At 40.8% G+C, this 21,307-nt stretch carries 11 protein-coding genes; 8 read left to right on the top strand and 3 right to left on the bottom strand.

Annotated features, from left to right (window positions below):
* Positions 1 to 477 precede the first annotated feature (477 nt).
* From V7L31_RS11175 to V7L31_RS11155, 5 genes are all read left to right on the top strand, one after another.
* Positions 478 to 5,874: a trifunctional serine/threonine-protein kinase/ATP-binding protein/sensor histidine kinase gene (locus V7L31_RS11175; protein WP_334696279.1), complete on the top strand. Its 5,397-nt coding sequence runs from the start codon at positions 478 to 480 to the stop codon at positions 5,872 to 5,874.
* A 166-nt stretch (positions 5,875 to 6,040) separates the two neighbouring features.
* Positions 6,041 to 7,306, top strand: a complete 1,266-nt coding sequence (locus tag V7L31_RS11170) for a M16 family metallopeptidase (protein ID WP_334696278.1) — start codon at positions 6,041 to 6,043, stop codon at positions 7,304 to 7,306.
* A 94-nt stretch (positions 7,307 to 7,400) separates the two neighbouring features.
* The gene (locus tag V7L31_RS11165; protein WP_334696277.1) at positions 7,401 to 8,669 is read left to right on the top strand and encodes a M16 family metallopeptidase; all 1,269 of its coding nucleotides are present in this window, start codon (positions 7,401 to 7,403) and stop codon (positions 8,667 to 8,669) included.
* Between the two features lie 451 nt (positions 8,670 to 9,120).
* Entirely contained in the window at positions 9,121 to 10,110 is a 990-nt protein-coding gene (locus tag V7L31_RS11160; RefSeq protein WP_334696276.1) for a peptidoglycan-binding domain-containing protein, read from the top strand.
* A 701-nt stretch (positions 10,111 to 10,811) separates the two neighbouring features.
* Positions 10,812 to 11,165: a phage holin family protein gene (locus tag V7L31_RS11155; RefSeq protein WP_179067811.1), complete on the top strand. Its 354-nt coding sequence runs from the start codon at positions 10,812 to 10,814 to the stop codon at positions 11,163 to 11,165.
* A gap of 5 nt (positions 11,166 to 11,170) precedes the next feature.
* Here V7L31_RS11155 and V7L31_RS11150 read toward each other — a convergent pair whose 3' ends face one another.
* From V7L31_RS11150 to argS, 3 genes are all read right to left on the bottom strand, one after another.
* Entirely contained in the window at positions 11,171 to 11,641 is a 471-nt protein-coding gene (locus tag V7L31_RS11150) for a cobalamin biosynthesis protein (RefSeq protein WP_334696275.1), read from the bottom strand.
* Positions 11,642 to 11,678: 37 nt separating this feature from the next.
* Positions 11,679 to 12,242 (bottom strand): Uma2 family endonuclease, encoded by a 564-nt coding sequence (locus tag V7L31_RS11145; protein ID WP_334696274.1) that lies wholly within the window; start codon positions 12,240 to 12,242, stop codon positions 11,679 to 11,681.
* Positions 12,243 to 12,361: 119 nt separating this feature from the next.
* Positions 12,362 to 14,116: an arginine--tRNA ligase gene (gene argS / locus V7L31_RS11140; protein ID WP_334696273.1), complete on the bottom strand. Its 1,755-nt coding sequence runs from the start codon at positions 14,114 to 14,116 to the stop codon at positions 12,362 to 12,364.
* Between the two features lie 1,205 nt (positions 14,117 to 15,321).
* On the opposite strand from argS, the gene V7L31_RS11135 reads away from it, so the two are divergent.
* From V7L31_RS11135 to V7L31_RS11125, 3 genes are all read left to right on the top strand, one after another.
* Positions 15,322 to 16,152, top strand: a complete 831-nt coding sequence (locus V7L31_RS11135) for a phytoene/squalene synthase family protein (protein ID WP_334696272.1) — start codon at positions 15,322 to 15,324, stop codon at positions 16,150 to 16,152.
* Positions 16,153 to 17,125: 973 nt separating this feature from the next.
* Positions 17,126 to 18,721 (top strand): serine/threonine-protein kinase, encoded by a 1,596-nt coding sequence (locus V7L31_RS11130; protein ID WP_334696271.1) that lies wholly within the window; start codon positions 17,126 to 17,128, stop codon positions 18,719 to 18,721.
* Between the two features lie 1,224 nt (positions 18,722 to 19,945).
* Positions 19,946 to 20,680: an FHA domain-containing protein gene (locus V7L31_RS11125; protein ID WP_334696270.1), complete on the top strand. Its 735-nt coding sequence runs from the start codon at positions 19,946 to 19,948 to the stop codon at positions 20,678 to 20,680.
* Positions 20,681 to 21,307: the final 627 nt, after the last annotated feature.

The raw sequence follows: 21,307 nt of genomic DNA, 5'->3' as shown, positions 1-21,307 counted from the left end.
GTGGGGTGGGCAACATGAGCGCCCTAAATCTGAGATGGGTGGGGACACCCATCCCACAAGATGGATAATTTATTTCTTGGAAGTCCCAAATAAGCAAGCTGATATTACAGCTATTTTCAGGTAAATAGACTACACGGTAGGGGCACAGCAATGCTGTGTCCTTACGACAGATGTGGTTCAAATACATCAAAACTGCTGTAAAAAGTTACAGGGAACGGGCAACAGGGAAATCCCCATAATTCAAATCAGGGAATTTGTATGAGGATGTATTCTTTTCTTGCACTACGAGTCCACTTAAAAAATATTTTTATTCCTTTCATAAATAAATTTAGGGCGCTGTTACCCTATTATTCGGGGCTAATTTTTTCTGTTCCCTGTTCCTGCCCCGTTGACGCAGCCTCTCGTAGAGAAGGAGCTTAGTAAATGTTGCCATATTTTTGGGAACCCTAGATATTGAGGTATTCAAAATTAAGCCCTATGGTCAGCATTCCCGGATATCACGTTAGCAAAGAACTCTATAACGGTTCTCGAACCTTAGTTTATCGCGCTAATCGAGAGACTGACCAAAAATCTGTAGTGGTTAAGCTGATGAAAACTGCTTATCCCAGCTTTAGCGAATTGGTACACTTTCGCAACCAGTTCACCATCGCCAAAAATCTGAATCTACCTGGAATCATCCAAACCTACAGCCTGGAAACCTATCAGAATGGCTATGTGTTAGTGATGGAAGACTTTGGGGGAATTTCCTTGAAAGAATGGGGAGTGGGGGGAAAAGTAGAATCTTTGATGGAGTTTTTACAAATTGCGATCGCTCTTTGTGATGCCTTAGATATTCTAATTCGTAATCGAATCATTCACAAAGATATTAAACCCGCCAATATTTTAATTAATCCCGAAACAAAAGAAGTTAAGTTAATTGACTTTAGTATTGCATCTCTGCTACCACGAGAAACTCAAATATTGATGAGTCTTAATGTGTTAGAAGGAACATTGGGCTATTTGTCCCCAGAGCAAACTGGACGGATGAATCGAGGGATTGACTACCGGACTGATTTTTATTCTTTGGGTGTAACTTTTTACGAACTATTATCAGGGCAATTACCATTTCAATCACAAGATCCGATGGAATTGGTACATTGTCATATTGCCAAACTTCCGCCACTTTTAGGGGAGAGGAAAGAGATTCCACAAGTGTTGTCAGACATTGTGATGAAACTGATGGCGAAAAATGCCGAAGACCGCTATCAGAGTGCATTTGGCCTGAAATATGATTTAGAAAATTGTTTGGTTCAACTGAAGGAGACGGGGAAGATTGTAAGTTTCCCAATTGCTCAACGGGATGTGTGCGATCGCTTTATTATCCCAGAAAAACTCTATGGTCGCGAGGATGAAGTTGAAATTCTGCTTAAAGCCTTTGACCGCGTTACCAATAATCAGACGGAATTAATGCTGGTGGCTGGTTTTTCTGGTATTGGTAAAACGGCAATTGTTAACGAAGTTCACAAACCCATTGTCCGGCAGCGGGGCTACTTCGTCAAAGGCAAATTTGACCAATTTAATCGAAATATTCCCTTTTCCGCTTTTGTGCAGGCATTTCGAGACTTAATGGGGCAATTGCTAAGTGAAAGTGATGTCCAATTGTCAACTTGGAAAAATAAAATTTTACAAGTGCTAGGCGATCAAGGGCAAGTCATTCTTGAGGTAATTCCCGAACTAGAACAAATTATTGGTCAACAACAACCTGCAACGGAACTTTCACAGAGTGCAGCCCAGAATCGCTTCAATTTACTCTTTCAAAAGTTCATTCAGGTATTCACCACAAAAGAACATCCATTAGTAATTTTCCTCGATGATTTGCAGTGGGCTGATTCGGCATCGCTCAAATTGATGCAGTTGTTGATGAGCGAGTCAGGAAGTGGCTCTTTACTTTTAATTGGCGCTTATCGAGACAATGAAGTATCTACCACGCATCAGTTAATGTTGACTTTAGCGGAGATTCGCAAAGCCAATGCGACAATTAACAGCATTACTTTAGCTCCGTTAAGTAAAGCTAGTTTAAATCAATTGGTGGTTGATACCTTGAGTTGTTCAGCTAAAACTGCCCAACCTCTAACGCAACTCGTCTATCAAAAAACTCAAGGAAATCCATTTTTTGCAACACACTTTCTCAAAATATTATATGAAGATGGACTGATTACTTTTAATTCCGAACAAGGGTACTGGCAATGCGATCTTGTTGCTGTCAAAGCACTTGCCCTTACCGATGATGTTGTAGAGTTCCTAGCGCTACAGTTGCAAAAGTTGCCAGCAGCAACGCAAAATGTGTTGAAATTAGCTGCGTGTATTGGCAACCAGTTTGATTTGCGAACTTTAGCAATTGTTTCTGAACAATCGGAAACCGAAACGGCAGCATCTTTGTGGAAAGCTTTACAAGAAGGGTTAGTTTTACCTACTACTGAAGTTTATAAATTCTTTCAATATAGTGGGCATGATTCTGACTCAAATCCATTAAATTGCAATGTCCAAGTCCCCATCTACAAATTTTTACATGACCGGGTACAACAAGCGGCTTACTCTCTGATTCCAGCTGACCAGAAACAATTTACCCATCTTAAAATTGGTCAATTACTCTTGCAAAATACCTCTGAGTCACAGCAAGAGGAGCGAATTTTTGAGATTGTTAGTCAGTTGAATCGAGGAATATTACTAATCACCCAACCGACTGAACGTCAACAATTAGCTCAGTTAAATCTGAATGCTGGTCGTAAAGCGAAAGAAGCTACAGCTTATAGTGCAGCAATTCATTACTTCTATTCTGGAATGGAGTTGTTGACAATTAATAGTTGGGAAGTTGCCTACGAATTGACTCGAAGCTTATACGAAGAAGCTGCCGAAGCGGCTTTTCTCAATAACGAATTTGACCAAATGGAATCTCTGATCCAGGTTGTCATTGAAAAAACAACCACCTTACTGGATAGGGTGAAAGTTTATGAAGTGCAACTCCAAGCCGATCAGGTGCGGAATCAATCATTCAAAGCGCTCGCAACTGGACGCGAACTTCTCGCTCAACTTGGGGTAACATTACCTGAATCAGTAACACCTCCAGACATTCAGCAATCTGTATTCAACACGCTCTCCACCTTAGCAGCCAGAAGTATTGAGGACTTAGTTGATTTACCATTGATGGATGATACTAAAGCTTTGGTTGCTTTGCGGATTATGGCTAGCATTGCTCCCGCCATCCACCAAACTGCCCCTTATCTGTTCCCAATTATTGCCTGTGAAGAGGTGAATGTATCTCTTAAATATGGCAATGCACCACTCTCAGCACCAGGATATGCAGATTTTGGAATTGTACTTAATATTTGTAACCAAATCGAGTCAGGCTACGAATTTGGCCAGCTAGCTTTAATGCTTGTGGATAGATTTAAAGCAAAATCGGTTCAAAGCATGACTATATTTAAAGTAGGTGCATTGAATCAATTTAATAAACAACATGTTCGCACCTCAATTAGTTTATTACAGGAATCACATAGTCTTGGATTAGAAACAGGCGATTTTTTTCATGTGCTGGCATCGATGATTTTCAAGTTATTCTATGTCTATTTAAGTGGCACAGAAGTTTTGGAAATTCTCTTAGCAGATATCAAAGCCTACAAGTCTAATTTTGCCCAAAATCAGCGCTTATTAAACTGGTCGAATATAATCTGTCAAAGCATTAACAATTTAACCGAATCTAGCGATAATCCAGAGCGCTTCACTGATGAAGATTATCAAGATGAACAACTCTTATCTGCGCTAATTAAAGAAAATGACGAATTAACACTCCATATATTTTTCCTAAGTAAATTAACACTCAGTTATTTGTTTGAGAATTTTCCGGCGGCAGTTGAGAATGCAAATCAGGGAGAGCAATACCTCAACGGTGGCGCAGGAATGCTATCTGTGCCTGTTTTCTACTATTACGATTCTCTGTCTCGGCTGGCTGTCTATCCAACGGCTGAACCATCTCAACAAGAACAATTACTCTTAAAGGTTGGCGAAAATCAGGAAAAATTGCAGTTTCGAGCCAAATTTGCACCGATGAATTTCCAGCACAAATTTGATTTGGTGGAAGCAGAACGGCATCGGGTTCTGGGCGAAAAAATAGCAGCAATAGAATTGTACGATCGCGCCATAACTCTAGCGAAAGAAAACAAATATATCCAAGAAGAAGCCTTGAGCAATGAGTTAGCTGCCAAGTTCTACCTCGAATGGGGTAAAGAAAAAATCGCCCAAGTTTATATGCAGGAAGCTTATTACTGCTATGCTCGTTGGGGCGCTAAAGCCAAAACTGACAACTTAGAAAAATGCTATCCTCAACTTCTTGCTCCCATCTTACTAGCGCAACTTAATCACTTTCAACTGAGTTCAACCGTCGATGGCTCATCATTTCCACATCAAACCATCCACACAAATCTTTCTAGCAGCAGCATTTCGGAAGCCCTCGATTTTGCCACCATCTTTAAAGTCTCACAAGCCCTCTCTAGTGAAATTCAATTAGAGCAATTGCTCACTACCCTCTTGCAAGTGGTGATGGAAAATGCTGGAGCGAAAAAAGCTGCCCTACTTGTACTCGAACAGGGCAACTTAGTGGTTAAAGCTGTAGCCACCATCAAAGAAGGAGTAACTCTAGTATCTGTACCATTGTCAAGCAGCCAAAACATTCCGATCGCATTGATAAACTATGTCAAACACAGCTTAAAAACTGTGGTGCTGGATGATGCAACAGCCAAAAACGATTTTCTTGCTGACCAATATTTCATGCAGCAACAACCCAAAAGTGTGTTGTGTACGCCGATTTTGCGTCATGGCCAATTAATCGGGTTACTATATCTGGAAAATAAGTTGACGATTGGCGCATTTACGAGCGATCGCACTGAAGTAATTCAACTGCTATGCGCTCAAGCTGCCATTTCTCTAGAAAATGCCCGTCTTTATCAAGAATCTCAAAATTATGCCCAAGAGTTAGAGCGATCGCTACAAGAACTTGAGCATACCCAATTACAAATGGTGCAAAATGAAAAAATGGCAACCTTGGGTAATTTGGTTGCTGGGGTGGCACATGAAATTAATAATCCCATTGGATTTCTCAAAGGCAGCCTTAACAATGCCAAAGAGTATACTCAAGACTTACTTGCTCATATCCAATGCTACCAACAACATTATCCCAATCCTGCGATCGCAGTTATTGAGCATAGCGAAGAAATTGACTTAGAATTCCTGACTGAGGATTTACCAAAGCTAGTAGGCTCGATGAAGGTAGCCTCAGAACGGATTGAAGACATTAGCATCAGTCTCCGCACCTTCTCCAGAGCCGATACAACCGAAAAAGTTGCTTGTAACCTCCATGAAGGGATTGAGAGTACCCTGTTGATTTTGAAGTATCGCCTCAAAGCTAACGAAAAACGTCCAGCAATTGAAGTCATCACCGAATACGGTAAATTACCACCAGTTAAGTGCTTTTTAGGACAGCTAAATCAAGTATTTATGAACATCCTCGCTAACGCCATCGATGCCTTAGATACTTCCTGCAAAGGGCTTTCTTTTGCCCAAGCCCAAGCCAATCATCATCAAATACTGATTCATACCGAAGTATCCAGCGAACAAAGCATGGTAGCAATTCGCATCAAAGATAACGGTCAGGGGATGCCAGAGGAGGTTAGATCGCGGATATTTGATCGCCTGTTTACAACCAAAGAAGTTGGGAAAGGAACAGGATTAGGATTAGCGATCGCTCGTCAAATTGTTGAAGAAACCCATAATGGACGGTTGAGTTGCAATTCTGTGCTTGGCGAAGGAACAGAATTTGTCATTGAGATTCCAGTGTTTTAACTAATTTGTGATTTTCCTCTCAACGCATAACGCGTCTAATTTTTCGGTAGTGCAGAGAACAGCGATCGCATAATTCTTCAAATCTGTATAATTTGATTCTAAATTAGGTATCGTTCAGAGTTAAGATGACACAATTGCCTCAAATTGTGGTTAAAACTACAAAAAATTGTTAAAACAACTAACTAATACCGTATTTCCAGCCTCAGTCTTCCGACTAGAGAGTGGTTTAACTTTTATTCATCAAGAAATTCCCACCACTCCCGTAGTTGTGGCGGATGTTTGGGTGCGTGCTGGAGCCAGCCTAGAGCCAAAACCGTGGTTTGGCATGGCGCACTTTTTAGAACACATGATTTTTAAAGGTACGGCGACGCTACCCCCTGGAATGTTCGATTCCAAAGTTGAAAACCGGGGTGGCGTGAGTAATGCGGCGACAAGCTATGATTATGCTCATTATTCAGTCACCACAGCCGCCCCTTATTTAAAAGATACTCTGCCCTACTTAGGAGAACTACTGCTCAATGCGGCAATTCCAGAAGATGAATTTAGCCGCGAACGCGATGTGGTGCTAGAGGAAATTCGCTCTTGTCAGGACGATTCCGACTGGATAGGATTTCAAGCTCTAATTCAAAGCATCTATCCGCATCACCCTTACGGACGTTCGGTGCTAGGTACTGAGCAAGAACTGATGCAGCAATCACCAGAAGCAATGCGCTGTTTTCATCACGCCCACTATCAGCCGGAAAACATGACGGTGGTAATTGCTGGAGGTATAGCCCAGCAACCAGCTTGGGAAATGGTAAATCATTCATTTGCTGATTTTGCCGAACGCTCAAATTGTCCGCAGTTTGAGAAAGTGGCAAAGCCAGTCATAGCAGGAATTCACCGTCAAGAATTGTGTTTACCACGCATAGAGCAAGCGCGCTTATTGATGGCGTGGCTAGTACCCGGAGTAGAAGATATCCGTACTGGCTATGGTTTAGATTTCTTGTCGGTGTTATTGGCAGAAGGGCGGACTTCGCGTTTAGTGCGTGATTTGCGCGAAGATTCGCAATTGGTACAGGGAATTTGCAGTAGTTTTTCTCTACAACGAGAATCAAGTTTATTTACAATTACTGCCTGGTTGGAACCAGAAAATCTGGAAGAAGTTGAGTCTTTAATTTGCGCTCATTTGGATGATTTGCAGACTAGAGGAATTAGCGAACAGGAACTTGCTCGTACACGTAGGTTGCTATGTAACGATTATGCATTTTCTACCGAAACACCAAATCAGCTGACAGGGCTTTATGGATATTACAATACCATCGCCCAAGCTGAATTAGCTGTGACATATCCCCAGCAGATTCAGTCTTTTGATGCCCAAGAATTGCAAAAATTAGCTAAACAGTATCTCTCGCCGGAGAATTACGCGGTTACTATACTTAAACCGTGTTAGTCATTAGTTATTAGTCATTAGTCATTAGCAAAAGACAAATGACCAATGACAAAGGACAAAGGACAAAGGACAAATGACAAAGGACAAATGATAAATGACAACCTTGCTGCAAAAATCGCCCATCCATCGCACCGTATTGAACAATGGAATTGTCGTGCTGGTGGCAGAAAATCCGGCTGCGGACATTATTGCAGCGCGAATCTTTGTGCGTGCTGGTAGTTGTAACGAAAACCGGGAGCAAGCAGGGTTGGCACATTTGCTCTCAGCAGTGATGACAAAGGGATGCGATGGACTTTCTAGCTTGGAAATTGCCGAAAAAGTCGAGTCTGTAGGGGCGAGTTTGAGTGCCGATGCTGGCACTGATTACTTTTTGCTATCTTTCAAGACGGTAACATCCGATTTTGCGGAAATTTTAACATTGGCAGGGCGGATTTTGCGATCGCCCACTTTTCCCGAAACTCAAGTGGAATTAGAACGGCGTTTAGCACTCCAAGATATTCGTTCCCAAAAAGAGCAACCGTTCAATGTCGCCTTTGAACAAATGCGGCAGGTAATGTACCAAAATCACCCATACTCTATGTCAGTACTGGGAGATGAATCTACCATGAGCCGCTTAACTCGTGCAGATTTAGTGGAGTATCACCAAACTTATTTCCGCCCAGATAATGTAGTAATTAGTATTGCTGGTAGAGTCACACCCACAGATGCAGCAGCGTTGGTGGAAGAAGTTTTTGCTGATTGGCAAGCGCCAGCCCAGGCACTACCAATACTAAATTTACCTGAAATTAAGATAGAACCGCAGGTAAGACTAAAGCCAATACAGACACAACAATCAATCGTGATGCTCGGTTATTTGGGAACATCGGTGAATTCTGTTGACTACGCCCCACTGAAATTGCTGTGTACCTACTTGGGAAATGGGCTTTCTAGCCGCTTGTTTGTCGAATTACGGGAAAAACGCGGTTTAGCTTACGAAGTATCCGCCTTTTACTCCACAAGGCTATTTCCAGCGTCTTTTGTGGTTTATATTGGTACAGCACCGGAGAATACCAGCATTGCTCTAGAAGGACTGCGTACAGAAGTAGATTTATTGTCTACCACCGAAGTATCCGAAAGCGCACTCCAAGCTGCTAAAAACAAGATTCTGGGGCAGTACGCCTTGGGTAAACAAACGAATGGGCAAATTGCTCAGATATACGGCTGGTATGAAATTTTGGGATTAGGAATTGATTTTGACACCAAATTTCAAGAATTGATTGCGGCGGTGAGTGCCAAGGATGCGATCGCCGCAGCTTGTAAGTATTTAAAAGAGCCTTACTTATCTTTAGTTGGTCAAGAAGAAGCAATTAATCGAGCGATCTAGGCCGACTCTAATCATTGGTGTCAACTTAACGTGAAAGTAAGTCTAGAACTAGCTTTTAGATTGCCTCGTTCCCAATCTCCGACTGGGAATGCTCGTCTTTGAGGCTCTGGCTCTCGAACTCGCGCCAGAGCCGCTTTTGAGTCGCATTTCTAGCTTCCGGCTGGAAACGAGATTTTAAAGGAGTTTCAGCTTAAGTTCGGTTAAGACAAGAGACGCGATGAATCGCGTCTTTATAATGATTTATCGGATCTTTGCGCTCAACAATTTCCATCAAAAAACCTTAATCGAACCGTATTGGACTCTAATTCTCTCCTTTTTGAGAATAATTAGAGAGAAAGCATATTGAATTATGTGCCGTAGCTACGCCCGTCGAAGACATCATAAACGATCAGCTGTTTTTTAGACCAAGCGGCTGTACCATTAGCATGAGAATATTCTGGGAGTAAATTCCATGCAAAGCAGCCTGACAGAAAGTATTTTGAGTTACTTAAAATTACTAGACCCAACTGTAAATCGCTTTAGAATGGAAAAACGGCAAAAGGGTTGGTGGCCAAAGAGGTCTAAATCTTTATTGGCCATTGAAATACTCTTGTTCTCTACTACGCCTCTATTGATTGCTTCAACGGCTGTAGTATCAATAGCAGCGCCACAAAAAATTGCTCAAGTAAATCCTGGAGATAGCATCAACCGCCCTATCCTCAAAATTGGTAGCCAAGGCGAACGCGTATCTGAACTTCAAGCAGCTCTAAAACTTTTGGGTTTTTACTCTGGTGCTGTAGATGGTACATATAGTGAGAATACAGCTAGTGCTGTTGCCCGATTTAAACAAGCTGCCGGCTTGAATCCAGATGGTATTGTTGATGCCAGCACTTGGCAACGACTTTTCCCAAAAGAACCGGCAGTAGCATCAACCGTCCCTTCATCCCAGCCAAGATTTAACTCAGCTACAAATTTTCCTGTTCCAACCCAGGCTAGCAACCTCACCAACGTTGCAAATCCCAACCCCCCAAAAAAAGCTGTAACACAAGTTGCAACTCGCCCTGAACCCAAACCTACTACCCCAAAAAAAGCTGTAACACAAGTTGCAACCAGCCCTGAGCCAAGACCTGCTACCCCAAGAAAAACTACAACTTCCAGCACAAAGAAAACACCAAATCGTACTACATCAACCACTCAAACTCAGTCAAATACAACTACGAAACGAACGCCTGGTATTCAATACACCTCAGAAGGATTGCCAATTTTGCGTATAGGATTACGTGGTTCTGAAGTTGTGAAGTTGCAACAACAACTGAAAAAGCTTGGTTTCTTGAAAGGTGATGCCGATGGAGACTTTGGGGTGACAACAGAGACAGCTGTGAAAGCTGCACAAACGCGCTATGGATTAGAATCTGACGGCGTAGTTGGTGGCTCTACCTGGGAGGTTCTTTTGCGGCGTTAACCCTATCCCTACTCTTCATACTTACACTTAGCGTTTTAGGGAACTCCAAGAAATAAATTATCCAAATATTGTGGGGTGGGCATCTTGCCCGCCATACAGACTGGGCTATCGTGTCGCCCACTCCACAAGAGTTAATTGCATATTTTTTTATTTGGAAGTCCCTTTCTCGCTCCTAGCCAGAGGTGCAGGTAAGACGCTAAGTGTATAAAACTGGATAATTTATTTCTTGTAAATCCCTAATTACTGAGATTTCTCGGATTAGAGAAACCTTTGTAGGGGTTTTGCGCTTCCCAACATTTTTTATGAATTTAATCCGGTACATCCTGCAATACGATAAAGATATACCGATTAGGAGTATCTCTGTATGACAGCACTGAAAAATTACCGAAGAAGAATTCAGAATTCAGGAGCCAGAATCCAAAATGGATTATGTGCGACTGGATGGAGAATCGAGGTTTAGAGCAAGCGATTTTAAACGCGCACGATCTTAAAATTCTTTCTTAGCGAAACCCCTGACTTGACAGAGTAGAGTATTCTGAATTCTGAATTCTGACTCCTGACTCCTTCTCATATTGCTTTTAGACTGATAAAACATGATGGCAACTTTAGGAGTCAAGCACAAGATACCTAATCGTGTTACAGATCACAGATGGCAATAGTGAAATTAATTAAACTTACTGCTAATTACTCTAAAAAAACTTATGCAACACTTTTTATTAACTTGGCTCGGTACTGCGGTGGCGTTATTGATTACTTCTAGAATTGTTGATGGTTTTATTGTCAATAATTTTGTTGTCGCTCTTGTTGCATCTGTGGTTATTGGTCTTGTTAATGCGTTTGTCAGGCCTATTTTGCGTCTTTTGACGTTTCCAATTACCTTACTCACTTTTGGTTTATTTACATTTGTGATCAACGCTTTAACACTTTGGCTGGCAAGTGCCCTAACTCCTGGTTATGGTTTTGAAATTAAAGGCTTTTTACCTGCTTTGTTAGGTTCAATTGTGCTAGCAATTGTTTCTAGCGTAATTAACTATTTTTTGAGAGTTGTTGACTAGAAAAATTAGTGAAGCTCTGTAATACTAGTAGTATTTAAAGCTTGGGCAACAGCTAGAGTTACCGCTCCTGGTTGCCCTTCTCGCTGGAAAATTTGTTTGGGAAGTAGGAACCTTACTCGCAACTCTTCCATGTTTGTAAAGGTAAAAATAGTCAACGATGTGAGTTGAGAAGCTGCAAGAATAGCAGCTGCCTCTGCTACGCTAGGTGTACCTACTTTGTGGTCAGTAATTGTGGCAGGGTTGGGGACACACACACAGCGAAGGATTTCCGCAGAAAAGGTCTTGAGAGGCAAGTTGCGGAGGTGGCAAAGTTCTACTAAGCCAACTTCTGAGGCTTTAGTGTCAATGGTAGCAATACCTGCGATCGCACTTGTAAAAAGTTGATTTTCTTGAAACACTTGCTCAATTGCCCAATCAATCAACTGCCATGATGTTCCCCGTTTACAACCGATTCCTACCCATAAAACCTGTTGCACTTGGCCTATTTCCTTATTCAATTGGTCAGAATTTGGTTTACTCCAACAGCCAACCAAATAAATCTCCCACCGTCAGCCTCAACTCACTTGCAAAATCTGGCACAGGAATTAAAGCATCTAGTTCATCTAACATGATTGGTTGTTGGTTGCGAATGTACACAAATATTGTTTGTTCTTCTGGATCGATCAGCCAACCCATTTGTGTTTCATAATTCAAGCAATGTAAAATATTTTTTGTAACTTTAGTTTGTCTTTGGTCAGGTGATAGAATCTCAATAGTCCAATCGGGAGCTGCTTGAAATAGGTTGGCAACTTGACCATTTTGATCGCGGGGAATTCTTTGCCAAGTAAACACAGAAACATCTGGTACTATTGACCTTCCGCCAAAAGTACACCGCAGTTCTGGAAAAACACGAGCAATTCGCTTGGGCTTCACTATTGAGTTGATAGTGCTAATCATTTCACCTCGAATTGTACTGTGCTTTCCCTGTGGCATAGGTTTTTGAATAATTTCACCATTGATATATTCACTAGCGGGCTTCGTTTCTGCTAACGTCAGAAATTCTGCCAAAGTTATATTTTTTGATGGTGTCCGTATCATAATCGCCTCCAGCCCAGCAATTCTAATAAAAGAACCGCAAAGGAAACAAAGAAGCTTTAACTTAACTCTTACTCTGCGTACCTTTGCGCTACCTCAGCGTAACTCTGCGTTAAAAAATATTACATCCTCTCCAATACCTGAATTCCCAACAGAGATAATCCCAACTTCAGAGTTCTAGCAGTCAAATCACATAAAACTAAGCGGGATGTTCTCTGTGGCTCCTCAGCTTGTAATATGGGACAACGATCATAGAATTGGTTAAACTTCTGACTCAGTTCAAACAAATACTCACATAAACGATTAGGCAGCAAGTCTTGCTCTACACTACTAATAACTTCATCTAGTTGAAGTAAGTATTTTGCTAGCGTTAATTCTGTTTCATGCTGTAACAAAACGGCATTATTTCCCAACTCTTTAAAGTTAATATCACCCTTGCGGCTAATCCCATGAATCCGCGCATAAACATACAGCATATAGGGCGCAGTATTACCTTTGAGATCCAGCATTTTGTCGTAGCTGAAGATGTAATTACTGGTGCGATTTTGGCTTAAGTCTGCATACTTAACTGCACTGATTCCAACTACCTTAGCAACTTCATTAATAAAGTCTTCCGTTTCTTGGCGTTCTTCTTTTTGTAATCTAGTTTTTAAGTCAGCATGGGAACGTGAAACAGCTTCATCTAATAAATCCCGTAACCGCACAGTATCCCCAGAACGAGTTTTGAATTTCTTCCCATCTTCTCCTAACACCAACCCAAAGGGAACATGCACTAATTCCACATCATCGGGAATCCATCCAGCTTTGCGTGCTACCTGAAAGAATTGGGCAAAATGGTTTCCTTGTCCAGCATCGGTTACATAAATTATCCGCTTTGCTTCATCTTGCTGAATTCGGTAGCGCAGGGATGCTAAATCAGTTGTGGCATAGTTATAGCCGCCATCTGATTTCTGCACAATTAAGGGCAAAGGTTCACCTTCTCTATTTGTAAAACCTTCCAGAAAAACGCATTTTGCCCCTTGATTTTCTACCAGTAACCCAGATTTATCTAAATCTTCCACAACGCCAGATAGTAAAGGGTTATAGAAAGATTCTCCACGTTCAATTAACTTGATATCCAGCAACTCATAAATTATCTGAAATTCCCGCCGTGACTGTTCGCATAGCAGCTTCCAAGCATGGAGTGTATCTTCTGCACCTGCTTGTAATCTGACAACTTCTTGACGTGCTGTCTCTTGAAAAGCTTCATCTGCATCAAACCGCAATTTGGCTTTGCGGTAAAAAGAGACTAAATCACCAATATCTAAAGCATTAGCAGTGGTAAGTGCGTCTGGGTAAACTTCCCGCAGATAGGCGATTAACATGCCAAACTGCGTACCCCAATCACCTACGTGATTTAACCGCAGTACATCGTGTCCTTGAAATTCTAAAATCCGGGCGATCGCATCACCGATAATTGTAGAACGCAAGTGTCCGACGTGCATTTCTTTCGCAATATTCGGACTGGAAAAATCGACAATTTCCCGCTTCGGCGTTTTTGCGGCTGGAACTCCCAGTCTGGGATCGGCTTGAATCCCATTGAGTTGCGCTTCTAAGTATACTGTTTTCAGTTTCAGATTGATAAATCCTGGCCCAGCGATTTCCGGCGGTTCACAGATTTCGGATACATCTAGTTTCTCAACAATTGCACCTGCGATCGCTCTTGGTTGCAATCCTAACTTTTTACTCAGGGATAAAGCCACATTCGCCTGATAATCACCAAATTTAGGATTGCTAGCAGGAACCAAAATTGGATCTACTCCAGCGAAGTCAGCGCCAAAAGCCGCAACTATTGCCTGCTCAACCCGATTTTTGAGTTTTTCTTGTGTAGAGTTCATATATAAATTTTATCTGTGAGAGGGGGAATGTAGCTCTAGAAAAGCTTGATTATTTCACTCTAAAGTATTCAGGGATTTTAACAACCCCTGATTGATGTTCGAGGGTTGTCATTAGTTATCAGCTATTTGGAGATGGGGAATAAAACAGGAGTCAGAATACAGAAAACTCTACCCATAAAAGGATAGAGTTTTCAGGCGAGAATATTTTAATTTTTTTCGCCCACCATTCCACTTGCTTTTAACCAATATTCAGACGCAACTCGAAAATACTAGCTACCGCGGACTCGCTCTAAGCGTTCGCGCAGCGTCTCTAAGAGTTGCCATACCGTTGGCGGAGCCTCTCTAAGAGTTGGCTTTACGCTGCGCTATCACCCACTCGTACAGAATGATACTGAATTTTGACTCTTGAATTCTGAATTCTGAATTCTTCTTATAAAGTTTAGGACTCCTATGTGATTTTAAAAAAAATCCGTACATCTGAAGAGTCTCGAAATCAAAGCTAGAACCAATCAAACAGCAACGGCTAATGGGAAAACCAAAGAATTGAGGCATAAAAACGCCAAACCCATATTTTAGCTGGTAAGCAAATATCTTCTTCAGGGTTTTTTCTGGGCAATTAGGAACAATCTAGTAAGTATACGGGAACTTCTGGTTCTGGGTTATGGTCACTTGATGTCACTCTCTAATTAGCATAGACCTAGCTAACCGCAGCCCTCTGTGTCCAATTTTACTTACCTTAGATTTTCGGCAAACCGCTATATGCATGAAAAAGTGCGTATAGATGCTGTTATCCGCTACCGACTTTTCCTGAATTGTCTTTATATATACAATAATTACATTTTTTTAGTCAGATTAACGCAGACTTCAAACACTTTCAAATCCCTAAAATGGATGTTTGCTCATAGAAAGTTTTCGCAATATTCAACCAAATATTACCATAATTCTTTATATCTATACTAAAAGTTTATGAAAGCGATATCAAACGACACCTCAAACACTTTTGCAACCAAAAACCTCTATACTAGACTAGACTTTGATCAATTTGAGAGTTTTGTTAATTGCAACACCAAAAACCATTAATTTTTAGATGAAATACTAGCCTATCTTATAGTCTATAGTTTTTAAGGTTTAGTCAAAACTATATCCAGTATCATCAAAAAACTGCAAACTTCATGTGGTGCAAAAATCAAGCGGGGAGTGAAAACATGAATTTACGTAGAGATGCATTGCAAATCCTCAAAGAAACTAGCCGAACTTTTTATATCCCAATTAGTCTTTTACCGCCAGGATTGCAAGAAGCAGTCGCATCAGCATATTTGTGTATGCGTGCCATTGATGAAATTGAAGATCATCCTGAATTAGATAACGCGACTAAAGCCAAGCTGTTAAGAACGATTAGTCTGACATTACAGGCAGGAGTTGATGGCTTTGCACTAGATGCTTTCTTTGCAGGATTTAGTGGGTATGAGAATTCATTAGAAGAAGTCACTTTGAGGGTTAGAGAATGGTCACTGCTAGCACCAGACACCATTGCACCTCGAATTTGGGATGCTACTGCTGCAATGGCAGACCGAATGGCTTATTGGGCAGAAAGAAACTGGAAAATTCACACTGAATCTGATTTAGATCGTTATACCTTTGGGGTTGCAGGTGCAGTGGGATTGTTACTTTCAGATTTATGGAATTGGTATGATGGAACACAAACAAACCGTACCCAAGCCATTGGGTTTGGTCGAGGTTTACAAGCAGTCAATATCCTACGTAACCATAATGAAGATTTGGGGCGTGGAGTAGAATTCTTCCCAGATGGTTGGAGTGCAGACAATATGCAGGAATATGCCCGGCGCAACCTAGCACTGGCAGAAACTTACATTCAAGACCTTCCTACGGGGCCCGCCTTAGATTTTTGCCAAATTCCCTTCACTTTAGCTAACGGCACTCTTGACGCTCTTGCTAATGGTAAAGAGAAACTTAGCCGCAGTGATGTTTTTGCACTTATCGAACAGCTGATTAGTGTGAACATGAAAGCAAGCTAAACCTCATCTATGTTGAAACCTAGAGTTTTTTAAAAGATACATTTATGTAGGTTGGGTGGAGTGAAACGCAACCCAACATTACCACCAGATTTTATGTTGGGTTACGCTATCGCTGCACCAACCTATAAAACTACGGTTCTCAAGGTAGACGAGGTTTAATAGTCTCTCAAGGACTAATGGAGACGATTCTAAATTGCCTCTAAAATTGGGCATCCAAAATACCACAGTGATTTTCTGTAGGGAAGCCAGTGCGATCTTGGGGTCTCCCCAAGTATAGCAACTGGTGTTGGACACTGCCCTCCAATACCTCTAAGTACTAATTAGGAGGCAAGAGGCAAAATAAGTTTCTCTTTCCCTTTAGCAGTACTTAGTCCTGAGTAAAGAAGTGAGATTCCCCACTCAGCACTATATCTGATTTAGAGTCCAGCATTCCGTACCTCATTTACTTGCAAAGTCCTGTATATACAATCACAGAGAAACTTAATAATCTATCGTAGGGATGATGACAGGTTAATGGATTTCGTAGTGATCACTTAAGTACTTAGGTGAGAGCTACAGCCACGCACTACAAATCGATCAAAATTACTGACATAGTCCACTAAATTAAAGCAAACTTTCTCAATTGCAAATTAAGTGGGTGGGAAAAAATCAAACTATGTGAAGAAAAATTAACTAGGCTAAAACTTTCTTCCCTCCTGCCTCCTGGCTTATCCCAACTAAAAATATTTACACTGACCTGCTTACGTTAGTGAATTGGGAGAGGTTGATATAAAGTAACATAAATATTATTTATCAGTTTAAGTATAATAAATCATCTGGTTCTAGCGATCGCTATACGTAATCTCAGCTAAACTTTAGCAACTCTTCAAAGGATTTACCGCAAAAATTACCTGGCAGAAGTTGATTAATATCTAAATAATTGGAAGGGAGTATAACATTCCCCGTGATTATTCGTGCAGCGAGTTGAGAGTGCATGAGCTACTGCTTAAGTCCGACCTGTCCCAATCCAGAAAATTTGGTATATAGCCAAAAGTGTCAGTCTTGTGGCTCGCAACTACTGTTGCGCGATCGCTATCAGGTGATCAAACCATTAGGTCAGGGTGGCTTTGGAGCAACCTTCTTAGCCAATGACCAAGGTTTACCAGGAGAACCGAGCTGCGTAATCAAACAATTACGCCCATCAGGAAGCGCCCCACACGTTTTACAGATGGCCAGAGAACTCTTTGAGCGAGAAGCCAAAACTCTAGGTAAGATTGGCAATCATCCCCAAGTACCAAGATTGTTAGACTATTTTGAAGATCATGAACAATTTTACTTAGTTCAAGAATATATCAGTGGTGATACCTTGCAAGAGGAGGTCAAACTTAACGGCATCTTGAGTGAAACAGGAGTCAAGCAATTTTTGAGCGAGATTTTGCCACTGTTGCAATACATCCACGAGCAAAAAGTGATTCACCGTGATATCAAGCCAGCCAACTTAATTCGCCGGACTCAAGATTCCCGAATGGTACTGATAGACTTTGGTGCCGTCAAAAATCAAATCAGCCAAAGTACGACAAGTCCATCAGGACAGACAGCATTAACTGCCTATGCTATTGGTACTCCTGGTTTTGCACCTCCAGAGCAAATGGCCATGCGTCCAGTCTACGCCAGTGATATTTATGCATTGGGGGTGACATGCATTTTTTTACTGACTAGCAAAACTCCTAAAGATTTAGATTACAATCCCAACACTGGCGAGATGATGTGGGAGCAGCTTGTGCAAGTGAGCGATCACCTGAGCAATGTATTGCGAAAAATGTTAGATGTATCTGTACGTAATCGCTATCAGTCAGCAGCAGATGTTCTCCGAGCATTGGAAATAGAACCATACTTAGATAGTTTAGCCAAGGGTTTACTGATTAAATCTGAAAGTGGATCTAGAGATCGAACACATAACCACGTGGAAAATTCTGCTGTTTTATGTAACAATCCTTCTGCTACCAGTACTGGAGTGGCACAAGTAGCGGCAGCAATTCGTGCTAGACGAGCCAAGACAGCGGAAGCAGGGGGATTACACCAGGGTTCTGGGATGGCTAAATCAACCACTTTCGCTAGCAACAGCAATAGTTCACAAGTTCAAAATTCAAAAGTTGAGCGTAAATTAGATACCCAAAGTTTGTTAACAGCCTATCTGAAGGGAAGGCGGGATTTTGCCTTACACAATTTAAGTTTGCTGAATCTGCAAGGTGTTGACTTATCCCAAACAAATTTCCATTCTGCTCAATTGCAAAAAACCAATCTCCAAGGGGCTAATCTCCACAATAGTGACTTTGGCAGAGCCAGTCTCACTCGAGCAAATCTTAAGGATGCTAATTTGACCAAAGCATACTTTAACCATGCTGATTTAGAAGGGGCAGACCTGCGAGGCGCAGACCTCAGTAATGCTTATCTCAGTAATGCTAACCTCCGAGGAGCTAATTTGTGTGGTGCTAATCTCACCAGCGCCAAGATTTCTGATGAGCAGCTAGCACTCGCAAAAACAAATTGGATGACCGTGCGCCCCAATGGAAAACGAGGCTTGTTGTGATTGGAAAGTTTAAACTTGGAAACCACTTGCTTGCTCTAGTAGCAAGAGTTAAGCAAAGTGGGATGATTTTTAGATTGGGTGACCGAACAAGCAAAAGTAAAAAGTAAAAAGGCAAAAGAAAGAAAAATAAAAATGGTCACAAGCCCCTAAATTTATTTATGGGGATTATCTTTTTACTTTTTAATTAATTTTGAATATTATATTCTAGACTATCTTTACAGATGAATGCTTTTGATTTAAACCGATTATTTCGATTGGTAAAATAGTCTCACTGCATTTTTAATGATCCATGAAATGGTATATCAATCCTATTTTATAAGAAGAATTCAGGAGTCAGAATTCAGTATGAATTCTATACGAGTGGGTAATGAATATTGGTTAAAACCTCGCCCCTAGTGGGCGAAAAAAAATTAAAATATTCTCGCCTTAAAACTCTATCCCTTTATGGGTAGAGTATTCTGAATTCTGTTAGCGTAGCGGGGCGTAGCCCATTCTGAATTCTGACTCCTGTTTTATTTGCTCTCAGTGAAACGTTCAGATCCCCGACTTCTGCAAGAAGCCAGGATATTTTTGTTCGTAACTTTTACACAAATTCTTATAGACGTAATTAAATGTAAAATTAAGCTTCTGTTTCTAGTTAGATATTTATCGAGCTATATAAGGTTTGCAAGAGCTAGAGCCGCTTCTTAACAGCTTTAATTTAATTAAGTCTTTCTACTTAGTTAAATTCTTATTGAAAATTATAAAATGCTTATTTTATAAGGATCACAAAGCTGATCTTTTCTTACTAGCTTGGAAAATTAGCCCTGATAATTCAGGTTAAAAACTCAGATTTATTCAGAATTGACCAAATAGATATAATGCTTAGATTTATCGATAGTCATTGCTCTCGCAAATGTTAAGAAAGATCCATTTTTATAGCAGAAATACGTAGATAATTAGCAATTCTTAATGAAATCTTTATGATTTCTATCTGTTACAAATAACAAATGATTATTTACAATAAACAATAAAGCATCATAATAATTTTTTAAGAATATTCCCATGCTTTTTATTATGGCTAGGAACAACAGGGAATCTCGCGCCTAAAAGTTGTAAAATAAAACGCTCTTAAGCCACTCAAGTTTTCAGATGGCAGCGGAAAGCGAAAAATCAATTATCCCTGATTGTAGGCTGAAACAGAATATTCACAACCGAAATCAGGTAATACAAGGTTTACGTATAATGACTGACTTTGCACAAATAGAAATAGAACGGCGATTAACTTTATATCAAGTATTCCTCAAGTTATATGAACACCACAGCAGCCTTTTAGATGAAATTCTTCAGCTAGAAAACCTATCTCAACCGTCGTTGACGAGAGTCAATGCGTGTTATGTACATGGTGTAGTGGATAGTGCTGCTGTTTATTTGATGACTAACTTGTGCGACAATCAGACTCAAAGTTTACGACAGCCACAAAGGATCTGGACGATAGGTCGTAACCGCACTAGTGGTATTTGCATTGCTGATAATCATTTGTCTCGTCGCCACGCTGCTATTCAACATATTGACGAGCAAGGCTTTTACTTAATTGATTTCAACAGTACCAATGGCTCGTTTGTAAATGGCGATCGCGCTGTCGATCCGATAAAGCTCAAAGATGGCGATCGCATCCGTCTAGGCAATATGACTTTTGATTTTTTTGTAAATTATACCTACCGCGTTTTGCCAACTGTAGCTATAGATTTATTGATGCAGCTTGTGCATCGGAAGGGTAATAATACAGTAGAAATGCTTACTTATTCCCAGAATAGACAAAAACCTCTAACTGAAAAACCAGATTCTAATTTAGAGACTTTCAGAAATTTCGGACTAGTTGAGAAGCAGGAAAATCGTTATGAAAACTTCAGTTCCGAACAGAAATCAGAAATTCTAGACCGCTTTTTTACCAGACAAATACCGTCTAATCTCAGCTAGCTAAACAATTGGATGTTCTCTGACAGCAATCCTGCTGTCAGACAAAGAGTTAAGGTGAAAATATAGAAAAAAAATTAAGAATGTGATTAAATATCATAGCAATCATTTTGGAGTAGCATCTTTAGCCCACAATAAAAAGAAAGCGATTCAGGAATTGAGTGAGCAAGTTATCCTCTATCCCGACATCAAGAGGATACTCAAGGTCTACCAGCAGTAGCAACAAGAGTAGTGGCGCACTCCGGTCATCTGGGCATAAAATGCTAAGGCGATATCTAACGACGGAAACTGCAACCCCTAACTGTTTTGCGTTTACGTAAAAAAACCCCCAGTGAGCGTTAGCCAACCAGGGGAGTTAGTTATCAGGGTGCATCTACCAATTAAATGTTCTCAGGTTGAACACCATACTCCGGATGAAATTGTACAAAGGTCAGTTATTTTTTTAAATAAAAAAACCCCAGTTGGTGTTAACCTACAGGGGAGTGAGTTATCAGGGTGCATCTACCAATAATCTCTTCTAGGGGCAGCTAGTATCTTCCGGAGAAAATGAACTAAATTAGGATTGATGGTGATGTCTAGGATCGGCTACACTTACGAAACCAGAAAGAACCTCAAGTGGGTGTTAGCCAA

It is taken from the genome of Nostoc sp. (genome assembly GCF_036916655.1).
Lineage (GTDB): Bacteria > Cyanobacteriota > Cyanobacteriia > Cyanobacteriales > Nostocaceae > Nostoc.
Note: the sequence above shows the minus strand (reverse complement) of the source record. Positions and strands in the feature narration are given on the sequence as shown.

Excerpts from the sequence above, each read along its gene's own strand:
- V7L31_RS11145 (WP_334696274.1), bottom strand. The coding sequence starts at position 12,242 with ATGATACGGACACCATCAAAAAATATAACTTTGGCAGAATTTCTGACG.
- V7L31_RS11160 (WP_334696276.1), top strand. The coding sequence starts at position 9,121 with ATGCAAAGCAGCCTGACAGAAAGTATTTTGAGTTACTTAAAATTACTA.
- V7L31_RS11175 (WP_334696279.1), top strand. The coding sequence starts at position 478 with ATGGTCAGCATTCCCGGATATCACGTTAGCAAAGAACTCTATAACGGT.
- V7L31_RS11135 (WP_334696272.1), top strand. The coding sequence starts at position 15,322 with ATGAATTTACGTAGAGATGCATTGCAAATCCTCAAAGAAACTAGCCGA.
- V7L31_RS11165 (WP_334696277.1), top strand. The coding sequence starts at position 7,401 with ATGACAACCTTGCTGCAAAAATCGCCCATCCATCGCACCGTATTGAAC.
- V7L31_RS11130 (WP_334696271.1), top strand. The coding sequence starts at position 17,126 with ATGAGCTACTGCTTAAGTCCGACCTGTCCCAATCCAGAAAATTTGGTA.
- V7L31_RS11125 (WP_334696270.1), top strand. The coding sequence starts at position 19,946 with ATGACTGACTTTGCACAAATAGAAATAGAACGGCGATTAACTTTATAT.
- argS (WP_334696273.1), bottom strand. The coding sequence starts at position 14,116 with ATGAACTCTACACAAGAAAAACTCAAAAATCGGGTTGAGCAGGCAATA.
- V7L31_RS11155 (WP_179067811.1), top strand. The coding sequence starts at position 10,812 with ATGCAACACTTTTTATTAACTTGGCTCGGTACTGCGGTGGCGTTATTG.